The sequence below is a fragment of the Kitasatospora sp. NPDC052868 genome, assembly GCF_044547105.1.
Lineage (GTDB): Bacteria > Actinomycetota > Actinomycetes > Streptomycetales > Streptomycetaceae > Kitasatospora.
Genome location: NZ_JBITZW010000023.1, coordinates 48,271 through 65,310, shown reverse-complemented (window position 1 = coordinate 65,310; position 17,040 = coordinate 48,271). Strand labels below are relative to the sequence as shown.

Sequence of the window (17,040 nt, the reverse complement as noted above, 5' to 3'; positions counted from 1 at the left end):
TCCGGGTGGAGGTGCTCATGCGACAACTCGAGTGGCAGAAGTCGTCATTCAGCGGCGGAGATGTCTCAAACAACTGCCTGGAGATCGCACGGGGCTCGGGGCGCCTTCGGTACCTCCGGGAGTCGGATGATCTGGGAGCCGTCGTCACTACTGACGAGGCCAAGCTCCGTGCCTTCCTCCTCGCGGCCAAGGCGGGGGAGTTCGACCACCTCGTCTGACCAAGCCCAAGAAACACCGATGCCCCGGCCCCTCGCAGTTCTGCGAGGGGCCGGGGCATCACCACTATGTCCCTCAGCCGGCCTGGGGCGGCTGGGCGGGCTGCTGCGGCGGCGCGACCGGCGCACCCGGCGCGGCCTGGTGCTGCGCGTTCGGGTTGTACTGGGCGTTCGGGTTGTACGGCATGGCCGGCGGGCCGAACTGCTGCGGGGCCGGCTGCGCGGCCTGGGCGGTACCGCGGGTGGCCAGTGCCTTCACCGAGTTGGCGATCAGGACCACCGGGAGGATGAACGCCTGGAAGAACAGCCGGTACTCGCCCCCCTCGAAGACGAACGCCAGGTAGTACGCGTATCCGGCGAACGCGATGCCCGCGAGGATGTTGATCACGCGCCAGCCGATGCTCAGGCTGCGGCCGAGGTTCGCAGCACCCAGCACGACCATCGCGATACCGCTGACGGCCAGCAGCACGACGTACCAGGAGAAAAGCGGCTCGGCGCTGAAGTCGAGGTTCAAAGAGGATTCCTGTAGGGAAGAAGTAAAAGCTTTGGGGACGACAGCGCACAGTACTGGAGCCCACTGACATCCGCGCCATCTTTTTCATCACGGAGTCGTTTCACTCCCGCCCGCACCCCGTGCTTGGCTGGGGGGATGACTGACTATGAGGTTCTTCGGGTCTTTTGCGCCCCCGACGGCTCGCACGGCAACGCACTCGGTGTCGTCCGCGAGGCCTCCGCCTTCCCCACCCCCGCCGACCGCCAGGAGTTCGCCCGGGAGCTCGGCTTCAGCGAGACCGTCTTCATCGACGATGCCGAAACCGGCGCCATCGACATCTACACCCCCAGCGCCCGCCTGCCCTTCGCCGGACACCCCTGCGTGGGCTCCGCCTGGCTCCTCGGAACCCCCTCCCTCCTCACCCTCGCCGGCACCGTGAACGTCCGCCGCGACGGCGAGTTCACCCGGATCGAGGGTCGCGCCGAGTGGGCTCCCGGCCGCACCACCAGGCAGTACGGCTCGGCCGCCGAGGTCGACGCCCTCGACGTCCCGCCGCCCGGTGAGTGGATCTACGCCTGGGCCTGGCAGGACGAGGCGGCCGGCACCGTCCGCGCCCGCGCCTTCCCCGGCCGGGGAGACGGCATCGACGAGGACGAGGCCACCGGCGCGGCCGCCATCATCCTGACCGCCGAACTCCAGCGCGACCTCACCATCACCCAGGGCCGCGGCTCGCAGATCGTGACGGCCGTCCGCCCCGGCGGACTGATCGAGGTCGGCGGCCGGGTGCGCCCGGAGAGCCGCTGAGCACGGCCCCCCGGGCGATCCGTCATCAGTGGTGGTCGAGCCACCACTTGATCACGATCACGACGACCGGACCGGCGGATCCGGCCAGCCCCCGCACCCCGGCGAACGCGGCGGTGTGCAGGAGACGGCGGGCGGTGGTGCGGCGACGGTTGCTGATACGGCGGCTGTTGCGGCTACGGCGCTTCATGCGGGTTGCCCCCTTGTGAGCAGTTCGGATGGTCGGCGCCGGGCCCGGCGTGCCGCCAACACTCCGCCCGCCGCCCGCCGCCCGTCCCAACCCCCGGGCACCGCGGGCGAATCCGCTCTAAGCTGCTGGCCAGCGCGTTGCCCGCCCTGCCCGCCGAGGGCACGGCGGGCACCGGGCAACGGCGGGCGGGCAGCACACGGGCAGGGGGCACGGGGTTGGGCGAGCAGGCGGCGCGGGAGCTGTACACCAGGCTGCGCGAGTTGAAGCAGGCCGCGCAGACGGCACGCGAGCGGGCCGGGCAGCCGTCCTCCGACCGCGAGGCCGAACGGCAGGTCAGGGGCCTCAACTCGGCCGCCGCCAAGAAGTTCACCGCCAAACGCGTCAGCGACTGGGCACCGGAGGACGCCGAGCGCGCCAAGGTGCCCAGCCCCGCCAGCAGCGGTCAGTTCATCGCCCTGGTCACCATCTGGAGCGCCTGGGCCGGCCGACCGTTCGACGAGCGCTCCTGGCGCACCCTCCTCGACGAGGCCCAGTCGAACCGGGCCGCCGCCGCCAAGGACCGCCCGTCCGCCCCGACGACCCCACCCCTCCCGCCGCTGCCGCAGCTGACCCGGGACTTCACCGGCCGTGACGGGGAGTTGGAGCTGTTGCTCCCCCTCCTCGACCCGGATGCGAGCACCGCCGACCCGGTACTGGTCGCCTCCGTGGCCGGAATGGGCGGCATCGGCAAGACCACCCTTGCCCTCGCCGTGGCCCACCGCGCCCTCGCCAACGGCTGGTTCGCCGACGCCCTCTTCTTCGACCTGCACGGCTACGACGAGAACCCGACCACCGTCGGCCAGGCCCTCGACTCCACCCTGCGCACCCTCGGCGTTACGGCCGAGCGGATCCCCCCGGACGACGACGGCCGGGCCGCTCTCTTCCGGGCCCTGCTGGACCTGCGGATCCAGCAGGGGCGTGGCATCCTTGTGGTCGCCGACAACGCCTCCGCCTCCGAGCAGGTCCGCCACCTGCTCCCCGGAGCCGGACCGCACCGCCTCCTGATCACCTCGCGGCACACCCTCGCCGACCTGGACGCGGAGCTCATCGACCTCGACGTCCTGACGCCGGAGTCCTCCGTCGAGCTGATGGCGACCACCCTGCGCACCACCAAGCGCCGCCCCCAGCAGATCACCGCCGATCCGGAGGGCGCGCTGCGGCTGGCCAAGATGTGCGGGTACCTGCCGCTCGCCCTCGAACTCGCCGCCGCCCAGCACGTCCTGGACCCGCACCTGACCCCGGGCGAGCTCGCCGACGACCTGGCGGAGGCGCTCGCCGAGACGGGCAGCAGGCTCGACCAGCTGGACGACGGCCAGCGGGCCGTCGTCCGCGTCTCCCTCGACCGCTCACGGCGCCTGCTGAAGATCCCGGAGGCGGAGCTGCTGGACTTGTTGGCCATCGCCCCGGGTACTGACATCTCCACCGATTCGGCGGCCCACCTCACCGGGCAGAAGCCTCGGGAGGTCCGCCGCCGCCTGAACGCCCTCGCGGCCACCGGGCTGATCCGGCAGAACACCGGCGGCGGCCGCTGGATCATGCACGACCTAGTCCGGGACCACGCCGTCGAGCATGCCGGCAGGGAGGGATCCCGTTACAAGGCCGCTCTGGAACGCCTCATCGGCTACTACGTGCGCAGAGCCTCGAGCGCGATGTTCCTCCTGACCGGGCGTCCGGGTCGGGACGACCGAACGGAGTTCAGGGATGTCGAGCATTCCCTCACCTGGCTCGACGACGAGCGCGCCAATCTCGTTGCCGCAGTCCAGACGGCCCGCACCTGTGGTCTCTGGCTGGATGCTCTGCAGCTCTGCTCGGATCTCGCCGACTACCTCCAGAACCGTCGCCACCTCGATGACTGGGAATCCGTCACGGTCGTCGGCATCGAGGTCGCCCAGGTGCGGGGAGAACGACGCTTCGAAGTCCTGATGTGGATCATGCTCGGGGCTTGCCGTAGGCGCCAGCGGCGTCTGGACGAAGCACTTGAGGCGTACCAGAGGGCTCTGGCGAGTGTCGGTGACATCGATTACCCAAAGGGTCTGAGTCTCTCGGAGAGTGGTCTCGGAGGCGCGTACCGGGATCTCGGGCGCCTCGACGAAGCCCGCGCGTTCTACGAGCGATCGTTGAGAGCCTGTCGGGAGGATGCGGATCGCATCGGCGTGAGCGAGGTTCTGTCCAATCTCGGACTGGTCTTCCGCGACCTCGGGCAGTTCGAAGAGGCGCTTGCCAGTCACGAGGAGTCCCTCTCCCTCTGCCCGGAACAGGGGCTTCCCCGCGCTGAGGGGATCAGATGGAACAACATCGGCAACGTCCTACGGCACCTGCACCGATACGAGGAGGCGGCCGCGATGGGCCGCCGCGCCGCGGAGCGGTTCCGGGAGCTGCGGGATCCCTACTACGAGGCGCACGCCCTCGGAGAGCTCGCGGACACCCTGGCGGCGGCCGGTCACCCCGAGGCGGAGGTGCGGGAGCTGCGCGAGCAGGCCTCCGAGGCCTACGCCTCCGTCGGCGAGACCGACCAGGCCGCCAAGGCGCTCACCGGCGAGGACTTCCGGGACTGAGGGCCGCCTCCGCGTACACCGGGGCCGGACTCGGCGCCGGCGCGGTGGCCCGCACCCTCGTGGCCCGCACCCCCTGCGGCCGCAGCAGCAGGGACCGGCAGGCCGGGACGACGGCCAGGTGGGTGATCCCCACGCCGACCACCGCGAACAGTATGTGGTCGACGTTCAGCACGTGCCCCGGCGTCCACGAGGAGAGGAACTCCAGCGCCGTCGCCAGCAGCGCGGACGCACCCGTGGTGCGCAGGAAGGACGGGAGCCAGGGCGCCTGGAGCCGGCCCCCGGTCAGCGGGAGCAGCGCTCCCAGCGGCGCCAGCAGCAGCAGCTCCCCGAGCACCTGCCACGCCGTGGAGGACCGCAGCGATCCCAGGGGCGTCAGGTTGGCGTCGTACACCCACGCCACCGGCGGCGGCCTCAGCACCAGCCAGCAGACCAGGGCCAGATGGAGGGTGAGTCCGACGACCCCCGCCAGCCGCAGGGGACGGTGGACGGCCGTCGCCGACCCTGTCGTGGTCCGCACGCCGGCACGCTCGTCGCGTGTGCTGGTGCCATCTCGCTGCACGCGGGGAAGGACGTGAGCCGGTGGCGCAACGGTTCCACGTGCGGCGCGAACATTCCGACGCGCACCCGGAACAGAGCCCGGGTGCGCGCGCCGGGGTTTACCGACAGGTCGGCGAGGGCGACGGCGGCGCGGTGAACGCGTTGTCGGGCGGCGGGGTGGACGGCACCACCGGCGAGACCACGGAGGGCGCCGCCGACGGGACGCCCGGAGCCGGGCTGACCCCGGCCTTCGCCGTCGAGCGCGCGGCCGTGGGTGCCGTCACGGCCGGCGCCGTGGGCCCGACCGGGCTCGGCAGCACCGGAGCCGTCGGGACGGCCGGCTGGGTCGGGCAGGCGGTCCGGCTGGCCGGCGCGCCCGCGTCCACGGGCACGGCGGTCGGGCGGATGCCGCACCCGGTGGCGACGGCGAGCAGCAGGACGATACCGGCGGTGCGGCGCAGGCGGGTACGGCTCAAGCGGGTACGGCGCAGACGGGAGGTCATGCCGCATCCTCCTCGGGGGAGACGGGCGGGGACGGCTGCGTGGTCGGCAGGGTCAGCGTGAACACCGCGCCCGCCTCCCCGTTGGCCGCCGTGATCGTCCCCCCGTGTATCTGCGCGTTGGCCATCGCGATGGACAGGCCCAGCCCGCTGCCCTCCGACCGCGCCCTCCCCTTGTCGGCCTTGTAGAAGCGGTCGAACACGTGCGGCAGCACGTCCTCCGGGATGCCGGGCCCGCTGTCGGAGACCTCCACCGTCACCGAGTCGTCCGTCTGCCGGACCTTCACCCGCACCGGCGAGCCGCCGTGCTTGAGCGCGTTGCCGATCAGGTTGGCGAACACGACGTCCAGCCGGCGCGGGTCCACCACGGCCCGGATGCCGCGCGGGGCGTCCAGCTCGACCGCGTCGTACCAGGCCCGGCCGTCGATGCAGGACATGATCAGATCGGAGATGTCCACCTCGTCGGCGACCAGCTTCGCGGTGCCGGCGTCGAAGCGGGTCACCTCCATCAGGTTCTCCACCAGGTCGGAGAGCCGACGCGTCTCGTTGACCACCAGCCGGACGGCCGGCTCGATCATCGGGTCCAGCGACTCCGCCTCGTCCTCCAGGATGTCCGTCACCGCCGTCATCGCGGTCAGCGGCGTGCGCAGCTCGTGCGACATGTCGGCGACGAACCGCCGGCTCTGCGCCTCGCGCGCGCTCAGCTCCTCAACCTGCTCGTGCAGGGACTCCGCGGTGCGGTTGAAGGTCCGGGCGAGATCGGCCAGTTCGTCCGACCCGTCGACCTCCAGCCGGGTGTCCAGGTGGCCCTCGCCGAGCCGGCGGGCGGCCTCGCCGAGGCGCTTGACCGGGCGCAGCACCGTCGCCGAGGCGGCCTGGGCGAGCAGCGCCGAGCCGATCAGGGCGAGCAGGGTGGCGATGGCCAGCGACCAGCCCAGCGTGTTGAGGTCGGCCCGCTCGTTCTCCAGCGACTTGAACATGTACGCCGTCGGGCCGGTCGGCACCACCTTGGTGCCGCCGATCAGGAACGGGCGGCCGTCCAGGTTCTGGCGCTGCCAGTACAGGTGGAACGCGTACGGGTTGTTCTCGGTGACCTCGCGCTGACGGGCCACGGTGGACCGCAGCCGGTCCGGGACCTCGGCCTCCGTATAGCGCCCCGGGTTGGAGGAGGCGACGCAGCCCGGGAGCGCGGCGTCGACCACGACCACGTCGTAGCCCAGGCCCGAACCGGAGACCAGGCTGGCCAGCTCGTTCAGCTGTAGGCAGGTGGCGTTCAGCGGCAGTTGGGAGACGTTGCGGGTGAGCGAGACCCGGAAGTCGTTGAGCGCGGTGTCCTGGGCGCGCTTGAGCACCGCGTCCCGGTTCAGCCAGTACGCGATGCCGGAGGCCGAGGCTGCGGCGAGCAGCGCGACCGCGGCGAACACCGCGATCAGCCGTACCCGCAGGGAGCGCAGCCGCCGCCACGGGCCCGAGGAGAACCGCCGGGTCGTCTGATGGTCAGTCACGTCAGCCTGTCGTTATGGAAGTCAGGAGCGGCGCGGGCGTCACGCCGGAGGGTCCAGCCGGTAGCCGACGCCGCGCACGGTGCGGATCAGGGTGGGCGCCGACGGGACGTCCTCGACCTTGGCCCGCAGCCGCTGCACGCACGCGTCGACCAGCCGGGAGTCGCCGAGGTAGTCGTGCTCCCAGACCAGCCGCAGCAGCTGCTGGCGGGAGAGCGCCTGGCCGGGGCGGCGGCTGAGCTCCAGCAGCAGCCGCAGCTCGGTCGGGGTGAGCTGGAGGTCCTCGCCGTCCTTGGTGACGGTCATCGCGGCGCGGTCGATCACCACGGTGCCGTACGCGGACGAGTCCGAGCTCTCCCGTTCACCGCGCCGCAGCACGGCCCGGATCCGGGCGTCCAGGACGCGCGGCTGCACCGGCTTGACGACGTAGTCGTCCGCACCGGACTCCAGGCCGACCACGACGTCGATGTCGTCGGAGCGGGCCGTGAGCAGGATGATCGGCAGCTGGTCGGTGCGGCGGATGCGGCGGCAGACCTCGAAGCCGTCGATTCCGGGCAGCATGACGTCCAGCACGATCAAGTCCGGCCGCTGCTCCTTGAAGAGCCTCAGACCGTCCTCGCCGGAGGCGGCGGTGGCCACTTTGTGGCCCTGGCGGGTGAGGGCGAGTTCGAGGCCGGTGCGGATGGCGTCGTCGTCCTCGATCAGAAGGAGGAAAGGCACGGCCTCATTCTGGCTCACCCGGGGCGCCGAATCACCCCCCGGCACCCTTCGCCGGCCGGGCTGGAACCGGAACCCGCGCCACCGGCGTCCGGGACGGCAGGAGGGACTGCGGGGCGCGGGCCCCCTCCCTGTGACAGCCCTGTGACAGTCGGCGGACAGCGCCATCACAACCGGCGGGCAGGATTTTCCATGTCGCCGCAGTACAGCGGGCCAACAGGCCGGCCGAACGGCGGCGACAGGATCCGCTCGTACCGACCAAGGGGGCGCATGATGAACGCCACGCTTCAGACCCGGACCAACCCGGCTGGGCGGACCCCGCGTTCGTCAGACACCACCCACCGGACCCGGTACGAGGTCAGGACCGATGAGGCCTCCGGTGCCGTGATCGTACGGGGGTGCGCACACAGCACCGGTGGAAACACTGCTGCCCGCCGGGTGAGCGGCGGCGGCAGGCAGGGGGAGCTGTACGGAATCGGCCGGACGGGGAGTGCGGCCGATTCCGCCAACACCCTCACGCTGCGGGGGATCCTCCCCGTCCGCGTCGAGGGCAAGGACACCCTGGGGAACGGGGGAACCCTGGGGATCGGGGGGAGCGGTCTTCGGACGGTCGATTCGGGGGAGTCGGCCGGCCGCGAGGCCGCGGGTACGACGCTGCTGCGGGTGTCCCCCGCAGCGGATCGCGCCAACGAGGCGGGACAGGGAGGCGCGCAGGGGGAGCACCCGGCCGTCGCGGAGGACCACACCAAGGAGTTCACCGCGTACGTGCGCGAGCGCCGCGCCTCCCTGTACGCCACGGCGTACCACCTCACGGGTGACCGCTACGAGGCCGAGGACCTGCTGCAGAGCGCGCTCTTCAGCACCTACCGGGCCTGGGGCCGGATCACCGACAAGGCCGCGGTCGGGGGCTACCTCCGCCGCACCATGACCAACCTGCACATCTCCGCGTGGCGGCGCCGCAAGGTCAGCGAGTACCCGACCGAGGAGCTGCCGGAGACGGCCGGCGACACCGACGCGATGGGCGGCACCGAGCTGCGCACCGTGCTGTGGCAGGCGCTGTCCACGCTGCCGGAGAACCAGCGGACCATGCTGGTGCTGCGCTACTACGAGGGCAAGACCGACCCGGAGATCGCCGATGTGCTCAACATCAGCGTCGGCACGGTCAAGAGCAGCATCTGGCGCGCACTGCGCCGGCTGCGTGACGACGAGCACCTGAACCGGTCGGGCGACACGGCCCGGGCGTTCGGCGAGCTGGTCGCGTAACGCGGCGAGAGACTCCCGTCGGGGGACGGGTAAGGACGGTTGGGGGACTGGCGGCGCCGGCTCGGGGGAGCGGCGCGGTCAGGGGAGCCCGGTGACCGTCCGGGAAGGCGGCGGGCCCGGTGCGGGGGAGACGCACCGGGCCCGCCGTTTGTTCTTCTCGGCTACGCGGTGGCCTGGACGGCCGCGAGGGCGCGGTGGTCCGCCGCGGCGCGGATCCGGCGGGCGGCCTCGGCGCCGCCGCAGGGCTGGGCGCCCAGCTCGACCTGGCGGCCGACGATGCCGCGCTCGGCACGCATCAGGCGCCAGCCGCGGCGGATCAGCACGGGCAGCGACTTGCGGCCCTCCCGGACGTCCCGGCGCAGTCGGCGCCAGGCGGTGGTGAGCGGGCGGTTGCGCAGGCACAGGGCGTCGCCCAGCAGGCCCTCGGCGGCGCAGTCGGCGGTGATCTCGGCGGCGAAGATGCCCTCGGCGATGAACGCGGGCGCGCCGGCCAGGTCCAGGACGCGGGTGTCGATCCGCCCGTTGTCCGGGATCGAGTACACCGGGACGTCGGCGCGGCCGGTGTCGTGCAGGCTGCGGATGGCCGCGACGGCCTGCTCGCGGTGCCAGGCGAGCGGGGAGTCCCAGTCGACCGCGCCGTCCGGCAGCAGCGGCAGGGTGGGGTCGTCCCCGTCCTTGTAGAAGTCGTCGAGCTGGAGGACCGGCAGGCCGCTGCGCTCGGCGAGCGAGGACTTCCCCGATCCGGAGGGACCGGACAGCAGGACCACCCGGGCACGGGCTATCGGCACAGGGTTCAGCGGGGAGACACTCACGGGACACCAGTCTGACGCATCAGGGCGGGATGCCGAAACCGGTCGTACGCGTGAACCTTTCGCTCAGGCCCGTTGCCGCGCGGCGCCCGGGAAAACCGACGGACCCGCGCCAGGGGGGGAGAGGCGCGGGTCCGTCCTATGACCGTCCGGGCCCTGGGGGGGAGAGGGCACTGGGGACGGCCAGTCTGTGGAGTTGTAACGCGGTCACGCGGTACTGCGGAGGGGACGGTCAGATCCCCATCGGGTGCCAGACCGTCTTCGTCTCCAGGAACGAGAGTAGCCGGTCCGTACCGGGCGCATTGGTCCAGTCCTGGGCGAACGGGTCCAGCTCCGGACGGACCACCCTCTTCAGGGTATCCGCGGCAGCGGCTTCCAGCGCAGCCGCCGCGCCGGGACCGTCGGCCGCAATGGCGCCGGTGAGGTCCACCGCGTTGACGTCCTGGTGGGAGGCCAGGGTCGGGGCGATGTCCGCGGTGCGGCCGGAGATGATGTTGACGACGCCGCCGGGGACGTCCGAGGTGGCCAGCACCTCGCCCAGCGACAGGGCCGGCAGCGGGGCGTCGGCGGCCGCCGCGACCACCACGGTGTTGCCGGTGGCGATGGCGGGCGCGATCACCGAGACCAGGCCGAGCAGCGAGTGCCCGTACCCGGCCTGCGGGGCGACGATCCCGACCACACCGGTCGGCTCCGGGGTGGAGAGGTTGAAGAACGGCCCGGCGACGGGGTTGGCGCCGCCCGCGATCTGGGCGACCTTGTCCGTCCAGCCCGCGTACCAGACCCAGCGGTCGATCGCGGCGTCCACCAGGGCGGCGGCCTTCTTCGGGCCGATGCCCTCGGAGACGGCCACCTCGGCGGTGAACTGCTCGCGCCGGCCCTGCAGCATCTCGGCGACCCGGTACAGCACCTGGCCGCGGTTGTACGCGGTGGCGCCGGCCCAGCCCTTGACGGCCGCGCGGGCGGCCAGCACCGCGTCGCGGGTGTCCTTGCGGGTGCCGAGCGGGGCGTTGGCGAGCCACTCGCCCTTTGAGTCGGTCACCTCGTACACCCGCCCGCTCTCGGAGCGCGGGAACTTCCCGCCGACGTACAGCTTGTAGGTCTTGAAGACGTCAAGACGCGTGGTGGTGTCAGACATCGAGGTAGGCCTCCAGACCGTGGCGGCCACCCTCGCGGCCGTAACCCGACTCCTTGTAGCCGCCGAACGGCGAGGTCGGGTCGAACTTGTTGAAGGTGTTGGCCCAGACCACGCCCGCCTTCAGCCGGTTCGCGGTCCACAGGATCCGCGAGCCCTTCTCCGTCCAGATGCCGGCGGAGAGGCCGTACGGGGTGTTGTTGGCCTTGTCGACCGCCTCGGCGGGGGTGCGGAAGGTCAGCACCGACAGGACCGGGCCGAAGATCTCCTCCTGGGCGATCCGGTGGGCCTGGCTGACGCCGGTGAAGATGGTCGGCTTGAACCAGAAGCCGGTGCCGGGCAGCTCGCAGGAGGGCGACCAGCGCTCGGCGCCCTCGGCCTCGCCGGCGTCGGTCAGCGCGGTGATCCGGGCCAGCTGGGCGGCCGAGTTGATGGCGCCGATGTCGGTGTTCTTGTCCAGCGGGTCGCCGACCCGCAGGGTGCCCATCCGGCGCTTGAGGGCGTCCAGCAGCTCGTCCTGGATCGACTCCTGGACCAGCAGGCGGGAGCCCGCGCAGCAGACGTGGCCCTGGTTGAAGAAGATGCCGTTGACGATGCCCTCGACCGCCTGGTCGATCGGCGCGTCGTCGAAGACGATGTTCGCGGCCTTGCCGCCGAGCTCCAGCGAGAGCTTCTTGCGGGTGCCGGCGATCTGCTTGGCGATCGCCCGGCCGACCGGGGTGGAGCCGGTGAAGGCGACCTTGTTGACGTCCGGGTGCGCGGTGAGCGCGGCGCCGGTGCGGCCGTCACCGGTGACGATGTTGACGACGCCCTTCGGCAGACCCGCCTGGCGGCAGATCTCGGCGAAGCGCAGCGCGGTCAGCGGGGTGGTCTCGGCCGGCTTCAGCACCACGGTGTTGCCGGTGGCCAGCGCCGGGGCGATCTTCCACGCCAGCATCAGCAGCGGGAAGTTCCACGGGATGACCTGGCCGGCCACGCCCAGCGGGCGGGGGTTCGCGCCGTAGCCGGCGAAGTCCAGCTTGTCGGCCCAGCCCGCGTAGTAGAAGAAGTGCGCGGCGACCAGCGGCAGGTCGACGTCGCGGGTCTCGCGGATCGGCTTGCCGTTGTCGATCGACTCCAGCACGGCCAGCTCGCGGCTGCGCTCCTGGATGATCCGGGCGATCCGGAACAGGTACTTGGCGCGCTCGCTGCCCGGCAGCGCCGACCAGTCGGTGAAGGCCTTGCGGGCGGCGGCGACGGCGCGGTCGACGTCCTCCTCGGTGCCCTGGGCGAACTCGGCGAGCACCTGCTCGGTGGCCGGGTTGACCGTCTTCAGGGCCTCGCTGCCGGAGGAGTCGACGAACTCGCCGCCGATGAAGTGGCCGTAGGAGGTGGCGATGTCGCCCGCGGCGGCGGGGGACTCGGGGGCGGGGGCGTAGCTGAACAGGCCGCCGCCGGGCTGCACGGGCTCTTCGGACTTCGCGTTCTTGTTCTTGGCCATGATTCTCAGTCCACCGTCACGTAGTCGGGACCGGAGTACCGTCCGGTGGTCAGCTTCTGACGCTGCATCAGCAGGTCGTTGAGCAGGCTGGAGGCGCCGAAGCGGAACCAGTGCGGGGTCAGCCAGTCGTCGCCGAGGGTCTCGTTGACCATCACCAGGTACTTCATGGCGTCCTTGGTGGTCTTGATGCCACCGGCGGGCTTCACGCCGACCTGGACGCCGGTCTGCGCCTTGAAGTCGCGGACGGCCTCCAGCATCAGCAGGGTGACCGGCGGGGTCGCGTTGACGGCGACCTTGCCGGTGGAGGTCTTGATGAAGTCGGCGCCGGCCAGCATCGCCAGCCAGGAGGCGCGGCGCACGTTGTCGTACGTCTGTAGCTCGCCGGTCTCGAAGATCACCTTGAGGTGGGCTGCGGTGCCGTCGGGGCGCTTGCACGCCTCCTTGACCGCGACGATCTCCTGGAAGACGTCGAGGTAGCGGCCGGAGAGGAAGGCGCCCCGGTCGATCACCATGTCGATCTCGTCGGCGCCCGCGGCGACCGCGTCGGCGGTGTCGGCGAGCTTCACCGGGAGCGCGGCGCGCCCGGCGGGGAAGGCGGTGGCGACGGAGGCGACCTGGATGTCGGTGCCGCGCAGCGCCTCCTTGGCGGTGGCGACCATGTCCGGGTAGACACAGATGGCGGCCACCCGCGGGGTGGTCGGGTCGGTCGGGTCGGGGGTCCTGCCCTTGGTGCACAGGCCGCGCACCTTGCCGACCGTGTCCGCGCCCTCCAGCGTGGTCAGGTCGATCATCGAGATGGCCAGGTCGATGGCGTACGCCTTGGCCGCGGTCTTGATCGAGCGGGTGCCGAGAGTGGCGGCGCGAGCCTCCAGGCCGACCTGGTCGACGCCGGGCAGGCCGTGCAGGAAGCGGCGGAGCGAGGCCTCGGACGCCGCAACGTCCTGGAGACCGCTGCCCGCAACGCCGGGGGCATTGGCTGCAAGAGTGGACATAGTCACCAGACCAGCATATCTACGCGCGTAGTCGACCGCTAGGCCCACGGCCTTTCGATGCCGGACCGATATCTCGGCCTCCCGTCCGCCCCGCTCGTCACCCCTGTAGATCGTGGGGGGCATGGGGCAGAATCGTCGGCATGACCGAATCCGACGGCAAGCCCCACCAGGGCCCGGCCGCCCCCGATGGTGAGCCCGTGTACGCGGACCGCGTGTACCGCTCCATTCCCGGCGTCATCTCCGGTGTGCTGTTGTTGGCCGTGGCCGGGTGGCTGATCGGGGACGCCGTGCTGAACGGGACGGGCAAGACGCCCTACGTCTCGCTCGCGGCCGTCCCGGTGTTCGCCTTCCCGGTGATCGCCTACACGCTGCGGCCGGCCGTGCTGGCCAACAGCCGGCGGCTGGTGGTGCGCAACCCGCTGCGGACCATCACGGCGCCCTGGGCGGCCGTGGACGCGCTGCGGGCCGGGTACTCGGTCGAGCTGCTGGCGGAGGGCCGGAAGTTCCAGGTGTGGGCGGTGCCGGTGTCGCTGCGCCAGCGCAAGCGGGCCGCCCGGGTCGAGCGGCGCGGCGGCGTCGAGCGGCACGCGTCCCGGCTGGGGACGGCCTTCGCCCGGCCGACGCCGACGGTGGTGGAGGGGGCGCCGGATCCGAACCGGGCCTGGTCCGACCAGGTGGTCGGGGTGCTGCAGGAGCTGGCCGAGCGCAACGCCGCGCGGCCGGACGCGGCCGGGCCGGTGGTCGTGCGGTGGTGCTGGTGGATCATCGCGCCGACGCTGCTCGGGCTGGTCGCGCTGATCGTCGCGATCGCCGTCTGACCTGCTGCACAGGCAGGGCGCAGGGCACGTAGGACACAGGGCGCAAAAGCAGAAGCAGCGAAGGGGCCCGCCGAGACGGCGGGCCCCTTCGTCGTGCGGGCTGTCGCAGGCTGCGGGTCAGGCGTCGATGCCCGCGGCCACGGCCAGGTCGCGCTTGATCGCGGCGAGCAGCTCGGCGGCCCGGGTGCGGGCGTCGGCCAGGTCGGCGGCGGTGGCGACCGGGAGGACGACCTCCAGGTAGCACTTCAGCTTGGGCTCGGTGCCGGACGGGCGGACCACGATCCGGGCCGAGCGGACGGCCTCGCCGGCCAGGTAGTAGCGCAGGCCGTCGGTGGGCGGCAGGTCGGCCGAGCCGGCCGTCAGGTCGTCCGCCTGGGTGACCCGCAGTCCGGCCAGCACGGTCGGCGGCTGGTCGCGCAGGCGCTGCATGGCGTCGGCGATCAGCGAGAGGTCCTGGACCCGGACGGAGAGCTGGTCGGTGGCGTGCAGGCCGTGCTCCAGCGCCAGGTCGTCCAGCAGGTCGGCGAGGGTGCGGCCGGACCGCTTGAGGGTGGCGGCCAGCTCGGCGACCAGCAGGGCGGCGGTGATGCCGTCCTTGTCGCGCACGCCCTGCGGGTCGACGCAGTAGCCGAGCGCCTCCTCGTAGCCGTACCGCAGGCCGTCGGCGCGGGCGATCCACTTGAAGCCGGTCAGCGTCTCGGCGTAGCCGAGGCCGGCGGCCTCGGCGATCCGGCCCAGCAGGGTGGAGGAGACGATGGTGGTCGCGAAGGTCCCGGAGGCCTTCTTGGCGACCAGCGCCGCGCCGAGCAGCGCGCCCACGTCGTCGCCGCGCAGCATCCGCCAGCCGGTGCCGTCGCCGGAGCCGACCGCGTTGCCGTTCGCCGGGACGGCCACCGCGCAGCGGTCGGCGTCCGGGTCGTTGGCGATGACGATGTCCGGGCCGACCGAGGCGGCGGTGCGGAAGGCGAGGTCCATCGCCCCCGGCTCCTCCGGGTTGGGGAAGGCCACGGTCGGGAAGTCCGGGTCCGGCTCGGCCTGCTCGGCGACCACGGTGGGCGCCGGGAAGCCCGCCCGGCGGAAGGCGGCGACCAGGGTGTCGCGGCCGACGCCGTGCATCGGGGTGTAGACGACGTCCAGGTCGCGCGGGCTGTGCTCGTCCACGATCGAGACCGCGCGGTCGAGGTAGGCCTCGATCACGTCCTCGCCGAGCACCTCCCAGCCGTCGGCGGCGAGCGGGACCTCGGCGAGCGCGCCGATGGCGTCGATCTCGGCGGCGATCCCGGCGTCGGCCGGCGGCACGATCTGCGAGCCGTCGCCCAGGTAGACCTTGTAGCCGTTGTCCTGCGGCGGGTTGTGGCTGGCGGTGACGGTGACGCCGGCGGCCGCGCCGAGGTGGCGGACGGCGAAGGCCAGCACCGGGGTCGGCAGCGGGCGGGGCAGCAGCGCGGCGCGCAGGCCGGCGCCGACCACCACGGCGGCGGTGTCGCGGGCGAAGTCGAACGACTTGTGGCGGGCGTCGTAGCCGATCACCACGAGGTCGCCGAGGTTCTCCTTCTTGACGTACGCGACCAGGCCGGCGGCGGCCCGGATCACCACGGCGCGGTTCATCCGCATCGGGCCCGCGCCCAGCTCGCCGCGCAGGCCGGCGGTGCCGAACTGGAGCCGGTCGGAGAACCGCTCGGCCAGTCGGGACCAGGCGATCTTGCTGTCGGACTCGGGCTCGGGGCCCTCGGCCTCGGCCAGCAGCGCCGCCAGCTCCTCGCGGGTCTGCGGGTCGGGGTCCTCGGCGAGCCAGGCCCGGGCCCGGGCCAGGAGGTCGGTGGTGGTTGCCTGCGTCATGGCTGCAGCTCCATCGGGAAGTGCGTCGGTTGGGTGGCCGGAGGGTTCCGCAAGAAGGGTTGCCCATGCGGACGGGGCCCGCAGGCGCTGTGATCAGCGGATCACAGCAGCCCGCGGACCCCGTCGCTCACGATCGTGCGCCGCGGCGGGTCCGACGATCACCGTCGCACGCGCCGGGCGGAAATCGTCGGACTAGGGCCGGACAGGCCCTAGCCCCGGGTGGTCAGATCCGCTCGAGGACCTTCGCCAGCAGCGCGCCCATGCGCTCGGCGGAGGCCTTGCCGGCCTCCAGCACCTCGGCGTGGTTGAGCGGCTCGCCGGTGATGCCGGCGGCCAGGTTGGTGACCAGCGAGATGCCGAGCACCTCGGAGCCGGCCTCACGGGCGGCGATGGCCTCCAGGGTGGTGGACATGCCGACCAGCTCGCCGCCGATCACCCGGGCCATGTGGACCTCGGCCGGGGTCTCGTAGTGCGGGCCGCGGAACTGCACGTAGACGGCCTCGTCGAGGGTGGAGTCCACCTCGCGGCAGAGGTCGCGCAGGCGCTTGGAGTAGAGGTCCGTCAGGTCGACGAAGTTGGCGCCGACGATCGGGGAGTCCGCGGTCAGGTTGATGTGGTCGCTGATCAGGACCGGCTGGCCGGGGACCCAGCCCTCGCGCAGACCGCCGCAGCCGTTGGTCAGCACGATGATCCCGCAGCCCGCGGCGGCGGCGGTGCGCACGCCGTGGACGACGGTGGCCACGCCGTGGCCCTCGTAGTAGTGGTTGCGGCCCAGGAAGATCAGGGCGCGCTTCTCGCCGATCTTCACCGAGCGGATCGTGCCGGCGTGGCCGGCGACGGCGGGGGCGGGGAAGCCCGGCAGGTCGGTGACGGGGAACTCCGCCACGGTCTCGCCCAAGGCGTCGGCGGCCGGCACCCAGCCGGAGCCCATCACCAGGGCGACGTCGTGGCGCTCGGCACCGGTCAGCTCGCGCAGGCGCGCGGCGGCGGCCTGGGCGGCGGCGTAGGGGTCGGCGGAGACGACCGACTGAGGAGATGCGTTCACACGTCCGAGGATAGACGGGAATCGACTACGCGCGTAGAAAATCCCGGTACGACGTGCCGGATCGTTACCCGGATGGCGTGAATGTACAGCTCCGGGGCCCCTTTCGGGCCGGG

General features: G+C 72.3%; 17 protein-coding genes. 5 read left to right on the top strand and 12 right to left on the bottom strand.

What is annotated here, in order from left to right; all coding sequences use genetic code 11:
• The first annotated feature begins 17 nt into the window (after positions 1–17).
• Positions 18–218, top strand: a complete 201-nt coding sequence (locus ACIGZJ_RS29420; RefSeq protein ID WP_396460088.1) for a DUF397 domain-containing protein — start codon at positions 18–20, stop codon at positions 216–218.
• A gap of 73 nt (positions 219–291) precedes the next feature.
• On the opposite strand, the gene ACIGZJ_RS29415 is transcribed toward ACIGZJ_RS29420, so the two are convergent.
• Positions 292–729, bottom strand: a complete 438-nt coding sequence (locus ACIGZJ_RS29415) for a hypothetical protein (RefSeq protein ID WP_396460087.1) — start codon at positions 727–729, stop codon at positions 292–294.
• A gap of 135 nt (positions 730–864) precedes the next feature.
• Between ACIGZJ_RS29415 and ACIGZJ_RS29410 the strand changes: the two genes are divergently transcribed.
• Positions 865–1,512, top strand: a complete 648-nt coding sequence (locus tag ACIGZJ_RS29410) for a PhzF family phenazine biosynthesis protein (RefSeq protein ID WP_396460086.1) — start codon at positions 865–867, stop codon at positions 1,510–1,512.
• Between the two features lie 25 nt (positions 1,513–1,537).
• On the opposite strand, the gene ACIGZJ_RS29405 is transcribed toward ACIGZJ_RS29410, so the two are convergent.
• Complete coding sequence (locus tag ACIGZJ_RS29405; RefSeq protein WP_396460085.1) at positions 1,538–1,699, bottom strand: hypothetical protein; 162 nt, start codon at positions 1,697–1,699, stop codon at positions 1,538–1,540.
• A 215-nt stretch (positions 1,700–1,914) separates the two neighbouring features.
• Between ACIGZJ_RS29405 and ACIGZJ_RS29400 the strand changes: the two genes are divergently transcribed.
• Positions 1,915–4,293 carry a tetratricopeptide repeat protein gene (locus tag ACIGZJ_RS29400; RefSeq protein ID WP_396460083.1) on the top strand — a complete coding sequence of 793 codons (2,379 nt, stop codon included), beginning with the start codon at positions 1,915–1,917 and terminating at the stop codon, positions 4,291–4,293.
• Here ACIGZJ_RS29400 and ACIGZJ_RS29395 read toward each other — a convergent pair.
• The 4 genes from ACIGZJ_RS29395 to ACIGZJ_RS29380 form a co-directional block, all read right to left on the bottom strand.
• On the bottom strand, positions 4,268–4,810 hold the full coding sequence (locus ACIGZJ_RS29395; protein ID WP_396460082.1) for a VanZ family protein: 543 nt from the start codon (positions 4,808–4,810) through the stop codon (positions 4,268–4,270). The two genes, ACIGZJ_RS29400 and ACIGZJ_RS29395, sit on opposite strands and share 26 nt — an antisense overlap.
• Before the next feature lie 139 nt (positions 4,811–4,949).
• Positions 4,950–5,333, bottom strand: a complete 384-nt coding sequence (locus tag ACIGZJ_RS29390) for a hypothetical protein (protein WP_396460081.1) — start codon at positions 5,331–5,333, stop codon at positions 4,950–4,952.
• Positions 5,330–6,835: an ATP-binding protein gene (locus tag ACIGZJ_RS29385; RefSeq protein ID WP_396460080.1), complete on the bottom strand. Its 1,506-nt coding sequence runs from the start codon at positions 6,833–6,835 to the stop codon at positions 5,330–5,332. Before ACIGZJ_RS29385 ends, ACIGZJ_RS29390 begins: the two co-directional genes overlap by 4 nt.
• A 39-nt stretch (positions 6,836–6,874) precedes the next feature.
• Positions 6,875–7,552 (bottom strand): response regulator transcription factor, encoded by a 678-nt coding sequence (locus ACIGZJ_RS29380; RefSeq protein ID WP_329487983.1) that lies wholly within the window; start codon positions 7,550–7,552, stop codon positions 6,875–6,877.
• A 558-nt stretch (positions 7,553–8,110) separates the two neighbouring features.
• Here ACIGZJ_RS29380 and ACIGZJ_RS29375 point away from each other — a divergent pair.
• The gene (locus tag ACIGZJ_RS29375) at positions 8,111–8,812 is read left to right on the top strand and encodes a SigE family RNA polymerase sigma factor (protein ID WP_396460131.1); all 702 of its coding nucleotides are present in this window, start codon (positions 8,111–8,113) and stop codon (positions 8,810–8,812) included.
• Positions 8,813–8,973: 161 nt separating this feature from the next.
• Here ACIGZJ_RS29375 and ACIGZJ_RS29370 read toward each other — a convergent pair whose 3' ends face one another.
• The 4 genes from ACIGZJ_RS29370 to deoC all read right to left on the bottom strand — a co-directional run bounded on the left by ACIGZJ_RS29370 (position 8,974) and on the right by deoC (position 13,225).
• Entirely contained in the window at positions 8,974–9,624 is a 651-nt protein-coding gene (locus ACIGZJ_RS29370; RefSeq protein WP_396460079.1) for an ATP-binding protein, read from the bottom strand.
• A 229-nt stretch (positions 9,625–9,853) separates the two neighbouring features.
• Entirely contained in the window at positions 9,854–10,756 is a 903-nt protein-coding gene (locus ACIGZJ_RS29365) for an aldehyde dehydrogenase family protein (RefSeq protein WP_396460078.1), read from the bottom strand.
• A complete protein-coding gene (locus ACIGZJ_RS29360) occupies positions 10,749–12,233 on the bottom strand; it encodes an aldehyde dehydrogenase family protein (RefSeq protein WP_396460077.1) in 1,485 nt (494 codons plus the stop codon). The genes ACIGZJ_RS29365 and ACIGZJ_RS29360 overlap by 8 nt, the downstream gene beginning before the upstream one ends.
• Before the next feature lie 5 nt (positions 12,234–12,238).
• On the bottom strand, positions 12,239–13,225 hold the full coding sequence (gene deoC / locus ACIGZJ_RS29355) for a deoxyribose-phosphate aldolase (RefSeq protein ID WP_396460076.1): 987 nt from the start codon (positions 13,223–13,225) through the stop codon (positions 12,239–12,241).
• 140 nt (positions 13,226–13,365) lie between these two features.
• Here deoC and ACIGZJ_RS29350 point away from each other — a divergent pair, with 140 nt between their 5' ends.
• Positions 13,366–14,043 (top strand): PH domain-containing protein, encoded by a 678-nt coding sequence (locus tag ACIGZJ_RS29350; protein WP_392939703.1) that lies wholly within the window; start codon positions 13,366–13,368, stop codon positions 14,041–14,043.
• Positions 14,044–14,160: 117 nt separating this feature from the next.
• Here the strand turns inward: ACIGZJ_RS29350 and ACIGZJ_RS29345 are convergent, their stop codons facing one another.
• Together ACIGZJ_RS29345 and ACIGZJ_RS29340 are read right to left on the bottom strand one after the other, a co-directional pair.
• A complete protein-coding gene (locus ACIGZJ_RS29345) occupies positions 14,161–15,882 on the bottom strand; it encodes a phospho-sugar mutase (protein ID WP_396460075.1) in 1,722 nt (573 codons plus the stop codon).
• Between the two features lie 223 nt (positions 15,883–16,105).
• Positions 16,106–16,927, bottom strand: coding sequence for a purine-nucleoside phosphorylase (locus ACIGZJ_RS29340; RefSeq protein ID WP_392939700.1), 822 nt, complete (start codon positions 16,925–16,927; stop codon positions 16,106–16,108).
• Positions 16,928–17,040 lie beyond the last annotated feature (113 nt).